Origin of the sequence: Shewanella gelidii (assembly GCF_014647855.1) — a bacterium.
GTDB classification, from domain to species: Bacteria; Pseudomonadota; Gammaproteobacteria; order Enterobacterales; family Shewanellaceae; genus Shewanella; species Shewanella gelidii.
In genome coordinates, this window is sequence record NZ_BMPZ01000001.1 from 422,218 (window position 1) to 437,902 (window position 15,685).

The 15,685-nt window shown below is 43.2% G+C and carries 7 protein-coding genes and 1 tRNA gene; 3 read left to right on the forward strand and 5 right to left on the reverse strand.

Annotated elements, in window-relative coordinates; translation table 11 throughout:
• Window positions 1–214: 214 nt before the first annotated feature.
• Window positions 215–3,058: an FAD-binding and (Fe-S)-binding domain-containing protein gene (locus IEY18_RS01895; protein ID WP_188917240.1), complete on the reverse strand. Its 2,844-nt coding sequence runs from the start codon at window positions 3,056–3,058 to the stop codon at window positions 215–217.
• Window positions 3,059–3,983: 925 nt separating this feature from the next.
• On the opposite strand from IEY18_RS01895, the gene IEY18_RS01900 reads away from it, so the two are divergent.
• Window positions 3,984–4,060, forward strand: a tRNA-Ile gene (locus IEY18_RS01900).
• Between the two features lie 115 nt (window positions 4,061–4,175).
• Here the strand turns inward: IEY18_RS01900 and IEY18_RS01905 are convergent.
• A complete protein-coding gene (locus IEY18_RS01905) occupies window positions 4,176–5,366 on the reverse strand; it encodes a diguanylate cyclase (RefSeq protein ID WP_188917241.1) in 1,191 nt (396 codons plus the stop codon).
• A 1,275-nt stretch (window positions 5,367–6,641) separates the two neighbouring features.
• On the opposite strand from IEY18_RS01905, the gene IEY18_RS01910 reads away from it, so the two are divergent.
• Both IEY18_RS01910 and IEY18_RS01915 read left to right on the forward strand, forming a co-directional pair.
• Window positions 6,642–8,366: a hypothetical protein gene (locus tag IEY18_RS01910; protein WP_188917242.1), complete on the forward strand. Its 1,725-nt coding sequence runs from the start codon at window positions 6,642–6,644 to the stop codon at window positions 8,364–8,366.
• A gap of 645 nt (window positions 8,367–9,011) precedes the next feature.
• Complete coding sequence (locus IEY18_RS01915; protein ID WP_188917244.1) at window positions 9,012–11,066, forward strand: bifunctional 2',3'-cyclic-nucleotide 2'-phosphodiesterase/3'-nucleotidase; 2,055 nt, start codon at window positions 9,012–9,014, stop codon at window positions 11,064–11,066.
• Window positions 11,067–11,276: 210 nt separating this feature from the next.
• Here IEY18_RS01915 and IEY18_RS01920 read toward each other — a convergent pair whose 3' ends face one another.
• From IEY18_RS01920 to IEY18_RS01930, 3 genes are all read right to left on the reverse strand, one after another.
• The gene (locus IEY18_RS01920) at window positions 11,277–12,044 is read right to left on the reverse strand and encodes a MipA/OmpV family protein (protein ID WP_188917246.1); all 768 of its coding nucleotides are present in this window, start codon (window positions 12,042–12,044) and stop codon (window positions 11,277–11,279) included.
• Between the two features lie 251 nt (window positions 12,045–12,295).
• Complete coding sequence (locus IEY18_RS01925; RefSeq protein ID WP_229779693.1) at window positions 12,296–13,915, reverse strand: methyl-accepting chemotaxis protein; 1,620 nt, start codon at window positions 13,913–13,915, stop codon at window positions 12,296–12,298.
• A 202-nt stretch (window positions 13,916–14,117) separates the two neighbouring features.
• Window positions 14,118–15,566 carry an NAD-dependent succinate-semialdehyde dehydrogenase gene (locus tag IEY18_RS01930; RefSeq protein WP_188917248.1) on the reverse strand — a complete coding sequence of 483 codons (1,449 nt, stop codon included), beginning with the start codon at window positions 15,564–15,566 and terminating at the stop codon, window positions 14,118–14,120.
• Window positions 15,567–15,685 lie beyond the last annotated feature (119 nt).

The window sequence follows — 15,685 nt, forward strand, 5'->3', positions numbered from 1 at the left end:
AAACCCAGCCTTTAGCTGGGTTTTTTTATGGGTTTCACCAACACATGAATATCTGCCACCTCAAAAACAGTCTCGCGTTGCACGCTATAAAACCTTCGCTTTCCCTGCTTAAATCGACGTAGCAATCTTCAACGAAACATTTTAAACAACCCAAACCGCAGGCGAAAAAAAGCCCATGCGTGAGCATGGGCAAGTCGAGATTAAGCGAGCGTTTTTAGTGCTGCTTTTTTGTCGAAGCTTTATCTAGCAGAGCTAGAATGTTCTTGTAAGGAATACCTGAATGTGTGGTCAATCCCACATCACAGGTCGCTGAAACAGAGTAACCATGGGTACAACCCTGATCCTTTGTCTCTTCCTTCAGGTGACGTAATGCATGCGCATTTAACTCTGGGTAGTTCATACCACGGTTACCTGCCATACCACAGCAACCAACTTTCTGTGGCACAACCACTTCCGTAGCACATGCTTTAGCCAGTTCAGTTAATTTACCTGCCATTCCTAGTTTGTGAGTGGTACAAGTTGGATGAACCGCAATCTTTTCAACAACCTTGTTCACCTGTAGGCGATCAACGAGGAACTCAAACGCAAACTCTTCAGGGCCATACATTTGCAGGCGATCATCACATGCTCGGCGCATACGTTCTAAACAAGCCGTAGTCGCCACCAAGATAGGATATTGACCGTTGTTAGAGACTTGCAGCAACCAGTTTGATAGCTCATCTGACTTGCGGTCTGCCGCTTCGTCATGACCATAAGATTCCCAAGGCTGACCACAACATAAACCTTGTGGCTTCTCACCGGAGACCATCTCAATATTTGCTTTATCAAATAGGCTGGCGATGGTTTCTGGCATAGAGCGTTGATCGTCGTTCTTCGCACTAGTTCCCATCATACGGTTCAGACAAGCAGGGAAGTAAACCGCTTTCATCTCTCCGTGACGCACACCCGTTGGTAACGCTTTACCTCGAGTTGGCATCCCTTCAGTCCACAAAGGTACAGGCATACTTGGGGCAATCTTACGTACAATCTTAGTAACCGCCCCCATACCATTCTCACCGATCACTTTGCGTGTAATGTCAGTCGCACCAAGAGCAAAACGAGCGACAGACTCAAGTGTTCCGAAGTTATTCGACGTAAAGTCAGATATCTTACGGTCGGTTTTAGTTGCGCCTTCAGCACGTAGGACTTTCACGTACTTACCGGTATCAATACCCATTGGACAACCTAGCTTACATAAGCCGTCAGCAGCACAGGTGTCGATAGCAAAGTAAGGGTAGTTCTTCTTCAATTCAGCGAGCACTTCAGGCTCTTGCCCTGTGCGTTCCAGCGTATTCATCACACGCGCAACCGCGGTGCGTTGACGAGGAGAAAGCGTTAAACCGTGGGCAACACAGTGCGGCTCACAGAATCCACATTCAATACACTTATCTACGATGTCATGAATGGCCGGCATTGGTTTGAAGCCCTTGGCATGACACATCGGGTCATCGTTAATAATAACGCCAGGGTTCAAAATGCCATTTGGATCAAGCGTCGTCTTCACACGCTTCATGAGGTCATAAACTTCAGAGCCCCACTCTTTCTCAACAAACGATGCCATACCAAAGCCAGTACCGTGCTCCGCTTTAAGCGAGCCGTCATACTTCACGGCAACAAGCTCAACAACCGCTTGCATAAAGCCATCAAAACGATCCACTTCTGCTTGAGTCGAGAAATCTTGAGCAAAGATAACATGGTAGTTACCTTCTAACGCGTGACCATAAATCACCGCATCATCGTAACCATGCTCAAATGATAGGTTTTGTAGGTCAATCGTTGCTTGGGGCAAGACTTCGATTGGGAAGGCGATATCCTCAATCACACATGATGTACCCACAGGTCGCATCGAGCCGGCAAGTGGGAAAATCGCTTTACGAATTGTCCATAGATTTGCGATTTCAGCTGGGTCTTGAGTAAATTCTACGTCACGATACAGACCATGTTTGCCCATAATCTTAGACATTTTGGCAACGTTCGCATCAATCTGCTCTTGGCTATCACCGAAGGTCTCAAACAGTACTGCGGTGACATCTTTATGAACTTCATTCAAGAAATCAGGTGTTTCGTATTTCGATGCAGCAACCGCTTTCAGAGCGAAGTTATCTAAAAGCTCCGCAGCATTGGTTTCGCTGAATGCATCACGACGCAGCTCAACAATCGCCTCACACGCACCACGCAATGAGTCAAAATAAACCATTGACGATGCCGAGTGGCTGTTTTTCACAACGCTGTTCATGGTGATTTCTGACAAGAAGCCGAGTGCGCCTTCAGAGCCAACCATGAGGTGTAAAATAATATCGATCGGATCATGATGATCTACGAACGAATTCATACCAAAACCGGTGACGTTCTTAATCGAATACTTACGCTTAATACGCTCCACTAGCTTTTCATCAGCCATAATTTCATCACGAATGGCTTCAATTCCTTGAATCATCTCAGGATGATGCTTTTTAAAGGCTTCGCGGCTTTGCTTGCTGCCCGTGTCTAAAATAGAGCCATCAGCAAATACAATTCTTGCAGAGTCAATTAACTGGTAAGAGTTATGGTGAGTACCACAGTTCATTCCAGAGGCGTTATTCGAGACGATACCACCAGCCATTGCAGAAGCAATGGTTGCTGGGTCCGGACCAAACTTCCAGCCTAATGGTGCCAATGCTTGGTTCAGCTTCGAACCAATCACACCTGGCTGCATTTGAACTTTTTTACCATCATCTAGAACTTTAAACTTGTCCCAGTGCATGCCCGCGACCATCAATACCGAGTCAGAAATTGCCTGACCACAAAGTGCAGTACCTGCAGCGCGGAATGTAACGGGTGTATTATTTTGATAACACTGTGCCAAAGCTTTTGATGCTTCAGATTCATTTTTTGGATGGATTACAATTTGCGGGCGTTTTTGGTAAAAGGATGCATCTGTGCCCCACGCAACGCGGCGTAGGTAATCAGTATAAACCCGGGAAGGCTCAAGAAGTTGGCCCAACTTATCTGCTAGTACTGTCAAATTAGCTTGTAACATGTCTATCCCCATTCATGTCATCTAAGTAGTGTACAGAGCCCTATGGACTCCGCCTCTGTTTTGCAATGCCGAACTCACATTCGGTTGCAACAAGATGAGCTTCTAGGTCAGGCACATACCATGTTTTATCTACTGAGACTCTGCAAATGCCAACTTGCTAGGAACCACGATTTAGCTACAAACACGCCATTACTTGTTTTATTTTTTGCTGACTTCAAGATGGTTAGTGAATGTATCTCCATTTGTTCTCGTTTATTTGACAATTTGCATCCATAACAATTCTCGCTATTCAGAACACATTTATTATGGGGCAGTACATGGGTTTACTGTCTGACGCAGCAACATCTGTAACCACCTTTTTAACAGAGTTAGAATGCAGAATCCGCTCTCACTCTTGAGCTTTGTCTTGAAGTGGAAAACAGCTCGAAATTCAGCCAGCATTCGTGACAGATAGCGCACACCAAGCAGGCGCACCAAGCGAACAAGATCACAAACCACGCATGCAGCACGCACCCATCACACATCCACCCTACGCAAATAATAAAAAGTTGATCACGATCACCACGTAAGTGAGGAGCATTATCATTCAGACCAAAGCCCAAAAAACATATCGCAATTGAGGAATATTCTCATTTGGAATCCATTTTGCAAAGCAGCTCACAAATCACCATGAACAACGTGTAGGCACTGCACACTTTGCTAAATTAGGTAAAAACTGGAGATGAATAATACTCAGTGATCCAGGCAGAACTTACGCCAAAAACTTGCGCAAAGTAGAATCAAGCTGAAATCATGCTGAAATCACGCTGATTAACAGATAACCAGTTGAATCATTTCGGAAGAAATCTTGCAAAAACACAGGTGACAAGCGGAATGAAACTTCGTATACTTGCCCCGCTTTTGTTAGTGACGACTAGCTTAAGTCGGCCCCTTAGCTCAGTTGGTTAGAGCATACGACTCATAATCGTCAGGTCCACAGTTCAAGTCTGTGAGGGGCCACCATATTATTGATAAGCCGCTTAGAGGAATCTAAGCGGCTTTTTCATATCTGGAATTTATCGTCTCGACTCCGGTCCATATCCGGTAACTGGCTGGAATTAGCTACAAGTCTGATCAATCATAACGAACCGTTTCGAGCCAATTTAGATTTCTTATCCTCATACATTGACAGATCTGCTGCTGTCATCAATTCAGCTGCAGTCATTTCTTCATCCATATAGATCGCATAACCAATACTTACTGAAGTATGTATTTTTATATAACCGAACTCCGCAGGCTTTTCATTAATCGATTTTTTTATTGTAGCTATCACTCTTTGCAGATCTTCTTCATGAACCATTCGCGGGATAATGACTAGATATTCATCACCACCAGTTCGTGCAATAATATCAGAAGACCTAACGGCAGCTTTCAACCTTAAAGCTATCTCAATCAAAAGCTTATCCCCAATTACATGTCCATATGTATCGTTAACCGATTTAAAATCGTCTACGTCGATATTCAAGAGCACAAAACTACTGCCTTTTTTTCGGCTAGTACTTATCATCTGCTGTAGCGCATATAAGAAGTATCGCCTATTTGGCAAGAGTGTTAATGCATCGCGCATAGAGTGCCCATAAGCTTTATAGTATAAGTAATAAATGCAAGCAAAAATAAGAATTACCAAAAGCACTAGAGGATAGCCAATTAGCCTCGATATATAGTTTTGATAGAAGGGAAATGCCTCATGAAGCAAAGGTGGAGATATTGCAATCTCCCATACACCTGAAGGCAATACTGCTTTTTCTTGAACATAATTGGAGTCAAAAACAGCTGGGTCTCCAAAGAATACATCACCTAAGGCCCCTTTACCGTCTTTTCCTCTTATTGCAAGATTATATCTCTTGCTGGTTTCATATATTCCCGCATCCTTGAATAAGCTCTTGAGATCAAGCACGACACTACAAACTCCCCAATAATCACGATTATTTGGAGGATCTTTGAAAATAGGAGCCCGAGCAATTAGGCCAGCACCACCTTGAACAAGCTCTAACGGACCAGCAATAAAAATAGATTGCTGATTACGGGCCTTGGTTACTGTTTCCCACTGCTCAGGAACTGTTCTGTAGTCCAGCCCAAGTGCTGCTTTATTACCTTCTACAGGATAAATAAATTCAATAATATCATTTGGAGCAATAGCAATATTCTTTAAGTGCTTCGATTTTCTGTATGTTTTTTGTGCTAAGTGTCGCAGTTGACTTTCAGATATTTCAGGGCTGAGGCTAATAATTGTCGCTAGATTGTTGGCATAGAAAGTATCTAAGTACACATCAGCTTCTAGTATTGAACGTATTACAATCAATTCGCGCTGAACGGAACTTTTTATTTGGTTTTTAGAGTTTACATCGTGTCGGAACTGTTGGTACTCAGTAAAAAAAATGGAAACTAGTATTAGGGTAATTAACATAGAGACCACAAAAACACGAACTCTCAGTATACTCTTCATATTTCTCTACACTATTTGCTATTTTCATTGTCTCTTATAGCGTAGTTGATCGAACTGATGTTAAAAGGTATTACTAAATTAATTTTTATATGCTTGTTTATTTTTTAGCAGTAACAGTAGCTTAATCCTATATTGCACTGTTACGTATGAGCGAGTTACGAAAGTAACAGGCATTGCAGCTGTAGTAGCCAAACCTAAAGAATCTGGTAATCCCCCGATGAAATCAAAAGCTATTCATGCATCATTATTGACCACAACGCTGCCGTTATAACTGCCCAAGACAAATAGCCTTTAACCTAAATAAAGTGTGACTTTCCTTGTATTCGAGTTTTTTCCCATTTTTCTATATTTATCGAATGCTCCCTATTCTAATTAAGACTGACTCATGACGCCGCAAACAAACGCGAGCGCAACGAGCCAAGTCAGCTTGCCGGCGGTTTTGGTTTGCTCATTCGACCAGCGAAAACGCGCACAGTGAAACCTTGTATTTAAGATTAAAGTTGCTTTCAGTCTCAATACACTATTGGTCAAAACGCGCATGCGTGTTTTTTCATCCTATCATCTTTACACGAACCACGATAAGCAATTGATATTAAATATCATTTACATTTTTTAACAAATGAAAGCATACACATCGCAGTTAGCTATTGACTGGAAATCCGACCAAAACAAGTAGCACTTAATGCCTCGATGTATTTGTACCTACGACATCTAAATCCATTGCTTGGCAATTGTCTCTTTCATTGAATTGCACTTATTTACTCAAATCAAAACAGGAGTGTTCTCACTGACTAATCAGCTTGAATTTTTATGAACAGGACTAGGTTGAAATGATGACAACTTGGTATTTTATCGCGGGTATCTAAATGCGAAACATCTGAAAGAGTTGCTATTGCTTGGCATTACACCCCCACCTCTCATAATGCGATATCCATATGATATACAAGGTTGTTTTCAACCTTAAGTAGTACATACGAATGTTCTGACCTATGGATAATACGCCAAGTGGCAAATGCTTATAGATTGGATTTTTCTATCTAATTGCTGCCTAATAATTTCTAAGCTCTACACATTTTATTGGTTATGTAAGGAAACATAATGCCAAAACTCACCCAAATTTCACTGATTATCTCGACGATTTTACTAACCGCTTGTGGCGGCTCAGACTCCTCAACACCAGAGGTAGACGATCAACTCCCTGTAGAAACCGGCTTTTCACATCAAGTTATTGGTACTGTTGTCGACTTAGGTGTTGTTGCCGGCGCTGAAGCCTGTATTGACCTCAATATGAACCTTACCTGCGATGATAGTGAGCCAACGTCAACAACGGATCAAGACGGTGGGTTTCAAATTGATTGGGAGAGTGAAACTGAGTCTCCAGCATTTAATCTCCTCGCGACTTGGGTGCCCGTAGCGCCCCAATCAACAAGTAAGTGGCAGCCAAGACGCATCAATAACCCAGATGGCTCAGTGACACTACAAAGCTTGCAAGAAAACAATGGCTTCATTAACAACCTGACTGACATGCAGGTACAAGCTTACCAACGCTTAGCTGAAGACGACGATTTGTCTGAAGCGCAGCGCATCGTTGCCATGGCCGAGTTTAAACGCTTACTTGTCGAAACCTACGGGCTGACTGGCGAGAACCCAATACGTCTTGATGCTGCTACAGCATCTTCTGAGCAGTTCATCCAAACTTATCAGGTTCATCAGTATTTAGCGGCGCAAGTTGATGCTATAGAAGAACCGATGTCGACACTTGAAGCGGTTGTCGCCGTAGAGCGAGTTTTGGCAGCCACGCTTTCTCAAATCAATATGCTCATTGAACAAAGTGGCCAATCCGCTTCTGAGTATTTAGCTTCAGCCCCAGCGGCCTTAACCACGGTAGTTGAACAACAAGTCATCGCGCTTGGTTATAAAGAGCAACCTATCGATGAATCCTTAATGACTGCGACTGATTGGCAGGTAATCAATGAAGGGATTCTATCTTCAGAATCTGGCAACCATGCTCTGTCTTTTACATTGAATCCAAATGATATTGTGTACTTAAACTATGGCGCCATTGATGAAAGCATTGTTGGGTTTGAAATTAATGACATGGTGACCATTATAGAAACGAGTCCCGATGTCGATGAGGGGATCATTCCAATGTCATGTTGGAACGTTGACAAAGCACAATGGGTCTCTTCTGAAGATGCCGAAGCCGTTGAACCGAGCTACTCCGGCAATACTCTAACCACTGTGTATGAAGGCACCTCCACTGAGATTTATATGCAAGTGACAAAGCTTGATACACAGACAGATGCCTGGCAATCTCTCATTGGCGCGACCAATAGCGCATTTAAACTGGCAGATATAACTTGGCCTCGTACTATGTATCGACTCAATGTTGAAATGGAAGATGATGTCATTTGTCGTCCTTCGAACGAAAATGATCAGTTCACTTGGGATCATCCTGTAGCAAGCCCAGACAATTTAGATACACATTTAATCGTGAAAACCTTCTTCAACTATGATTTTGAAGCAGATGATTTCAGTGTCGATGGCAATGAATTCACAATTTCAGAGCAAGATACATATCGTTGGCAGCTTGTAGATACGCCAAATGGACAAAAAGCGATTGAAATCGTTAATAGTGATGAAAATGTGCCAAGTATTTTCATTGATGCAGATTACTATCTATGGGATGAAAACTTCATCATCGAAGTAGAGTTAGAATCAAAAATTCAAATCAATCAAGATTCTTACGCAATGCTTATTTTTGAGCAGTCCATGGATGAAGTGCTGTACGATCACTTTATGGGTTTAAAAACAGAAAACTAAGCAAGCCTCAAAATGACAAAACAGCCCCCCCCTTTTTAGCGTGTGGCTGTTTGATTTTAAGTGCAGCTAATATACATTTCGTTACCGAGATTTAACGCTAGGCCAAAGCATTTCTTGGAAGTACAAATCCGCCGCACTGCAAATAAGCAGTAGCGATTCACAAGCACAAATGAGCGCCAAATCGAGCGATTTCATTAACTTTTTACGTTTTTTTCACCATTAACCGCACAGCGTACTGCTCAAATAACCAGCAAACACACCAAATAAACAAAAAATAATTGTGAAAAGAGCCTGATGAATATTTATTCACAGCCAAATAAATTTGAACATTTAACGTTCGATCCAAAAAACAAAAGCAACCATACCGCAACTGCTTCTCAACACATTTGCAACAATCCTGCCTTGACTACATTCGTGTTTAAGAACAACCACAAAGACGAATATTCATATATAAAAATCATATATTCACTCACACAGTCCTCTTTGCGCGTCAAGATCACAGGCTACGGCAACAAAAGGAGATCAAGGTCTTAATTTTGTCATATTTCTTGCTCTATACTGCCGCACGACATACTAAAAGTTCGAGATGATCTCACCGAAGGTCACCGAATCAATAACGGGGTTAAAGGAACTATGCACAATAACATGACCAATAAAACAGCGATTGCAGTCGCAATTGCTATGTCACTCGGCCTGAGTGCTTGTGATAGCGATGATGATAAGCAAACCGATCCAGTTCAAGTTGAGCTACGTTTATTAGAGACCAGTGATCTTCATGCCAATATCATGGATTATGATTACTACAAGCCTGATGAAACTGCAGCCACTGAAAAAATAGGCCTCGTTCGTACAGCAAGCTTAATTGAAGCCGCAGGCGCTGAAGTTAGTAACTTTGTTCTTGTTGATAACGGTGACTTAATTCAAGGTAGCCCAATGGGCGACTATATGGCTGACAAAGGTCTCGTCATGGGTGACGTTCACCCGGTTTATAAAGCAATGAATACGCTTGGCTATTCAGTGGGTAACATCGGTAACCACGAATTTAACTACGGTTTAGATTATCTTGAAAATGCACTTGCAGGTGCAAACTTCCCATACATCAATGCCAACGTATTGTGCCAAGCTGACTGCTGGGATGGCAAAACAGCGGGTGAAAACTTATTTACACCTTATATCATTGAAGAAAAAACCGTGATTGATAGCAATGGTGACCAACAAGTTGTCAAAATTGGTTACATCGGCTTCGTACCGCCACAAATCTTATTGTGGGATAAACAAAACCTGACTGATCGAGTGATCGTTGCTGACATCGTAAAAACTGCAGAAAAATTCGTACCGATGATGAAAGCTGAAGGTGCTGATGTCATTGTTGCAATCCCCCATTCTGGTGTGGGCTCACACACAGCACCAGCTGATGCCATGGCTGAAAATGCCACCCATACTCTGAGTACCGTTGAAGGGATTGATGCCATCATGTTCGGTCACAGTCACTCAGTGTTCCCGAGTGCCCTGTTTGCAGATGTCAGCAATGCTGATATTGAGAAAGGAACACTCAATGGCGTTGCCGCAGTAATGCCAGGCCGCTGGGGTGACAACCTAGGTTTGATTGATTTAACGCTTGAGATGCAAGATGACAAGTGGGTTGTTATTGACCGTCAAGCTGAAGCCCGTCCAATTTATACAAAAGCTGACGGCTCGCTGGCCGAACGCCACCAAGGTGTTGTTGATGCCGTGGCTATGGAGCATGAAGCAACCAAAGAGTTTGTCAACCAACCCATTGGTGTTGCATCTGCTGACATGTATAGCTTCTTGACGCTCGTTCAAGATGACCCAAGCGTGCAAATTGTTTCTGATGCGCAAATCGAATATGTTTCAGCCAAGCTGCCTCCAGAACTTGCCGATCTCCCCGTTCTTTCAGCTTCTGCACCATTCAAAGCCGGCGGACGCCATTCGACGGCTGATGATGCAAGCTCCTATGTTCAAGTACCTCAAGGACCGCTAACGTTTAAGAACGCAGCTGATTTGTACTTGTACCCAAATACGGTTGTCGCATTAAAAGTTACCGGTGCTGAAGTGGCGGATTGGCTTGAGTGTAGCGCGAATATGTTCAATCAGATCGACCCAAGTTCGACAGAACCTCAATACTTGGTGAATTGGGACACTCATCGTACATATAACTTCGATGTTATTGATGGTGTAACTTATAAAGTAGACGTCACGCAGCCGAACAAGTTTGATGGTGATTGTGCCGTTGCAAATGCTGATGCACAGCGTATTGTTGACCTTACTTTTACCGATGGTGAAGGCAATATGTTTACGGGCGCAGAGCTTGCGAGCAAAGAGTTTATTATTGCTTCAAACAACTATCGTGCATTTGGCGGCAAGTTTGCGGGAACCGGTTCAGATTACGTAGTACTTGAACTTCCGGATACTAACCGTGAAGCATTAGCGCAGTATATTACAAGCGAGTCTGAGCCGAATGATGCAGGCGGTTATGATAGTGCAGTCAACCCTGAAGCTGATGCTAACTGGGATTTCAAAACGATTGATACGACGGTCGCACTTGATGTTCGTTTTGAAACCGCAAATACAGACGTTGCAGATACATTCATTACTGACAACATGAAGCGCACTCTGACTAAACTGCCAGAGCCAGATGCACTTGGTTTTGCCGTCTACCAAATCGACTTAGCGAACTAAATGTCGTAGAGCGCATTGATCGAGTAGCACGTCCTGTGTCCACAAAGTCGGTATACATCACGCACCGGCTTTCATGGGACGATTGCTAAATGACTCGAGATATAAAAATGCCACACCCAGCTAAATTTTAGTTAGCGGTGTGGCATTTTTTATGCGCAACATTGTTTAGTTCGACTTTGATTGTTGAGACTTTGGTTATTACGACTGTGATTATTTAAAAAACCTTGAATAGGTCACGATAAACGCAAGACTAGAGTCACTGTCCGTTAACGGGCTATCAGCAATGGCATCCCCATACCAGGTTTGAGTAACCGAAAAACGAGATAACCCTCCCCACAAAGGGGTTACAACACTGACACTCGCTGTCTGGTTCAGCACAGAATCGGCATGATATTGCGGTCTATCAATCGCTAAATTTATTTCGTCTGCTTGAACACCATAATAATAGTCCGTCATTCGACTATCACGATATTGCATGCCAATACTGGGCTCAAAAAAGACTTGTCTATAGCGCCATACATAGCTCAAGCTCGCGTTTGACTCATATCCCTTAGACTTACCTAAAACATCGTGTAACCAATTGATGTCTGCACGCCAATTATCCTTCTTGTATTGAACCCCAAGCCCAAGGTCCATCGAAAAGTCTCGGTCACCCATGCCAACGAATATATCGCTGTCGTCCTCATCAAACCCTTGAAATCTCGGCTTTAGCTGTACAGAAAAACTATAATTTCCAACATCGAGCATATCGTAGGAGACAAAAGGCCCGAATACATTCAGATCTTTGCCGCGGTAACCAATGATAGGTAATGGAATAATGCGGCGGTCATAATCTTTATAAACTTCTTGATTGAGACCTAACCCAAAGCCATAAATGTACCCTTCAGGCTCAATTTGGCGACGGTCTTCATTGGCCGCAGCACTTATACTCAGAAGACTTAACGCGATTAGGCTAATGTTTACTTGAATGTGGTCCATCTGCATTCCCTTACTCATTTTGCGCGCAACAACTCTGTAAACAGAGATGATGCACCGATTCATTCATCACCAACAGTGCGCGATATCACGATGTTCACAATGAGATTTAAACTAATTTTTATTTAATGAGGAACCAGCTCAAATACGAGCTCTGAACCACCGTTCTTCACCATCGACAAAGCCAAGATTTATCCCCATAAAAAAACTGCCACACGATATACGTGTGGCAGCCATAAAGTCGATCAAACTAATTAAACTTTAAAGTATCGCAACTGCTCGCTTAACTCTTGCGCCGACTCTGCTAGCGACTGGCTTTGATAAGCTAAACTCTCTGCGGCTTGGCTCACTTCATTTGCTGACAGGTTAATACTCGATACGTTTGAGTTCACTTCATCCGATACCGCACCTTGCTGCTCGGCTGCGGCTGCAATTTGCGCCACCATATCATTCGATAAATTAAGCCCTTCTAGCATTCGTTCAAGCTCTTCTTGGGTTTCATTCACTGATTGGACACTCTCAACCACATTACTGTTACTCACACGCATGGCTTCAGCAGCGCTCATCGCACTTGTGGTCAACTTATCAATAGTCACTTGAATTTCACCAGTCGAATGTTGAGTGCGGCTTGCAAGGCTCCTAACTTCATCAGCAACGACCGCAAAACCACGGCCCTGCTCACCAGCACGTGCGGCTTCAATTGCTGCATTCAACGCCAGTAGGTTGGTTTGTTCAGAAATCGCCTGAATGACATTCACCACTTCACTAATACTAATGACACCTTGTTTTAGCTCTTCCACTAATTCATCAGCGGTTGCCACTTGAGTCGACACACGATTAATATTTTGAGCGGTTTTTTGCATATCTTCACCGCTATGTCGTGCTTGCTCAGTAACATCATTGGTAGCATCCGCGGCTTGCTCAGCGTTACGCGCAACGTCGGTAATGGTCGCGGTCATCTCATTCATTGCTGTTGCAAGTTGTTCAAGTTGGATATGCTGAGACTGCATACTGGTAGAGCTTTCTTCACTGGCTGATGCAATATTATTAGCCATATCCGCCGAACGAGATGCGGACTCATTGGCCAGCAACAAAGCCTTATGGAGCTTATCCAACATACGGTCAAGCTCTGCCGCCATCACACCAACTTCATCGTTGCGTTCATATTGAATGCGAACGGTCATATCTCCATCTGCAATTTTGTGGACGTGCTCAATCAATGCTTCAATGGGCTTTACAATATTTTGACCAATAACGAAGCTCATTAAAATTAATAGCGCCGAAGAAACTAGCGTAATAAATGCCGCAGTAGCAGCATCACGATAAAACTGCTCCTGAATATCAGAAATTAGAATTCCACTACCAATAATCCAGCCCCACTCATTCATTGAAGCAACATACGACATTTTATGTTGCTCTCCGCCTTGCGGTGCGAGCCAGTAGTACTCTAGAAAGCCATTGCCTTTGGTTTTGCCAATTTCTGACATTTCGCGCCAGAAATAACTCCCCTTGGCATCTTTAAGCATGGAAGCGTCGGTACCATTCAATGAAGGCTTCGTTGGATGCATGACAATTTTTTGCTGCGGGCTCGTAATCCAGAAGTAATTATCCTTGTCATAGCGCATACCTTGGATTGTTTCTATCGCAAGTTGTTTTGCTTTATCTTCGCCAAGTACGGATCTTTGTCCGTAATAATGCTGTGCAACTGACAGGCTCGATTCAACTTGTGAGCGTAATTTCTGTTTACGCTCATGAAGTACGCTTTCGCTTTCGGCAAATAGATAATAAACGTTGACTGCAACCAGAATAACAAGCGCAGAAACCACCATAATAAGTAGCTTTTTGCCAATGGAGATGTTTTTCAAATTCAACATAGTACACTTCCTTTTCTAGACCTGTTGCACGGAGCCGTGCGATCTAGTTTCAATCCATAAAGATAAAACATGAGCAATTCAGCCAACCTGTTCAATCATGACTTCATTAAATATATGCCAACTCAATAAAGCTGCCAGTTCAGACATCAACATTTACAAATCTTGACTGTTAATATTGACTGCAGTCACAAAAAAGTACGACTTATACCTTTATGCACAAATACTTAAGTTCAAGATACTCTTCCATTCCGTACTTAGAACCTTCCCGTCCTAACCCCGATGACTTCACACCGCCAAAAGGTGCAACTTCATTCGATATTGCGCCGGTATTCACGCCAACCATCCCATATTCAAGCGCTTCAGTAACACGCGTCATTAAAGAAATATTTTGAGTATAGAGATAGGCCGCCAACCCAAACTCAGTCGCATTTGCTGCCGCAATGACTTCATCTTCATGATGAAATTTAAAAATCGGTGCAAGGGGTGCAAATGTTTCTTCCTGCGCAATTAACATATCGGCCGTTGCATCAATAAGCAGAGTTGGTTCGAAGTAATTTCCACCTAAAGTGTGATCTCGACCGCCTTGAATAATTTGAGCCCCCTTAGCTTTGGCATCATCGAGATGCTCCTTCATCTTGGCTTTTGCTGCCGAGTTTATTAACGGGCCTATATTTGTGCTGAGGTCAAATCCTGAGCCGACTTTCAGTTCAGCCATTGCTTGCGCAAACTGGGTGATAAACTGTTGGTAAACTTTTTCGTGTACATAAATTCGGTTTGCACAAATACAGGTTTGTCCCGCATTTCTAAATTTGGCCAACATGGCACCAGCGACTGCTTCTTCGACGTTTGCATCCGCAAACACTATCAATGGCGCATTGCCCCCTAATTCCAACGATAGTTTTTTCAACGTTGGGGCACACTGCTGCATGAGGTGAATTCCCACAGCTGTTGACCCCGTAAACGATAATTTCTTAACAATTGGACTATCACATAAGGTTCTCCCAATTGCTTCAGCATCGCCGGTAACAACATTCAAAAGCCCAGGCGGAACACCAGCTCGATGGGCAAGCTCAGCCAATGCCAGTGCGGTAAATGGGGTTTGTGGCGCCGGTTTTAACACCATGGAGCAGCCTGCAGCCAAAGCTGGTGCAAGTTTGCGCGTCACCATTGCTGCAGGGAAATTCCAAGGTGTAATCGCAGCAGTCACGCCTACAGGTTGCTTTAATACCTGAATTCTTACATCGGTTTGCGGCGCTGGAATCGTATCGCCATAAACACGTTTTGCTTCTTCTGCAAACCACTGGATAAAAGAAGCGGCATAAAGGATCTCTGCCAGAGATTCAGCTAATGGCTTACCTTGTTCAAGCGTAATAATGTGCGCTAAATCATTTTGATGCTGAATGACCAAGGCATACCATTTCAACATAATTTCGCTGCGGAATTTTGCCGTTTGTTTAGCCCAAGAAGTTTGTGCTTGCTGCGCAACAAGAATGGCATGATGGGTTTCTTTTGCTCCCATCTGGGGCACTTCACCAATGAAACTTGCATCCGCTGGGTTATATATTGCCGTCGTATCTCCACTGTCAGCAAGGCACCATTGGCCATTAATATAGGCTTTATCACGTAATAATTGAGGATCAGCTAACTGCAATTGCAACTCCCTTGCATTAGTCTATTGACAGGAAAACCCGCGGGCTTAAAACCGGTGAATCTGTTGTGAATATATCCAATTCAAGCTTCAGTATAGACACAATATATGGCTGAGGTTAG

Bases quoted from the DNA above. Each gene is read 5' to 3' on its own strand.
- IEY18_RS01895 (WP_188917240.1), bottom strand. From the start codon at position 3,058: ATGTTACAAGCTAATTTGACAGTACTAGCAGATAAGTTGGGCCAACTT.
- IEY18_RS01910 (WP_188917242.1), top strand. From the start codon at position 6,642: ATGCCAAAACTCACCCAAATTTCACTGATTATCTCGACGATTTTACTA.
- IEY18_RS01915 (WP_188917244.1), top strand. From the start codon at position 9,012: ATGACCAATAAAACAGCGATTGCAGTCGCAATTGCTATGTCACTCGGC.
- IEY18_RS01920 (WP_188917246.1), bottom strand. From the start codon at position 12,044: ATGGACCACATTCAAGTAAACATTAGCCTAATCGCGTTAAGTCTTCTG.
- IEY18_RS01925 (WP_229779693.1), bottom strand. From the start codon at position 13,915: ATGTTGAATTTGAAAAACATCTCCATTGGCAAAAAGCTACTTATTATG.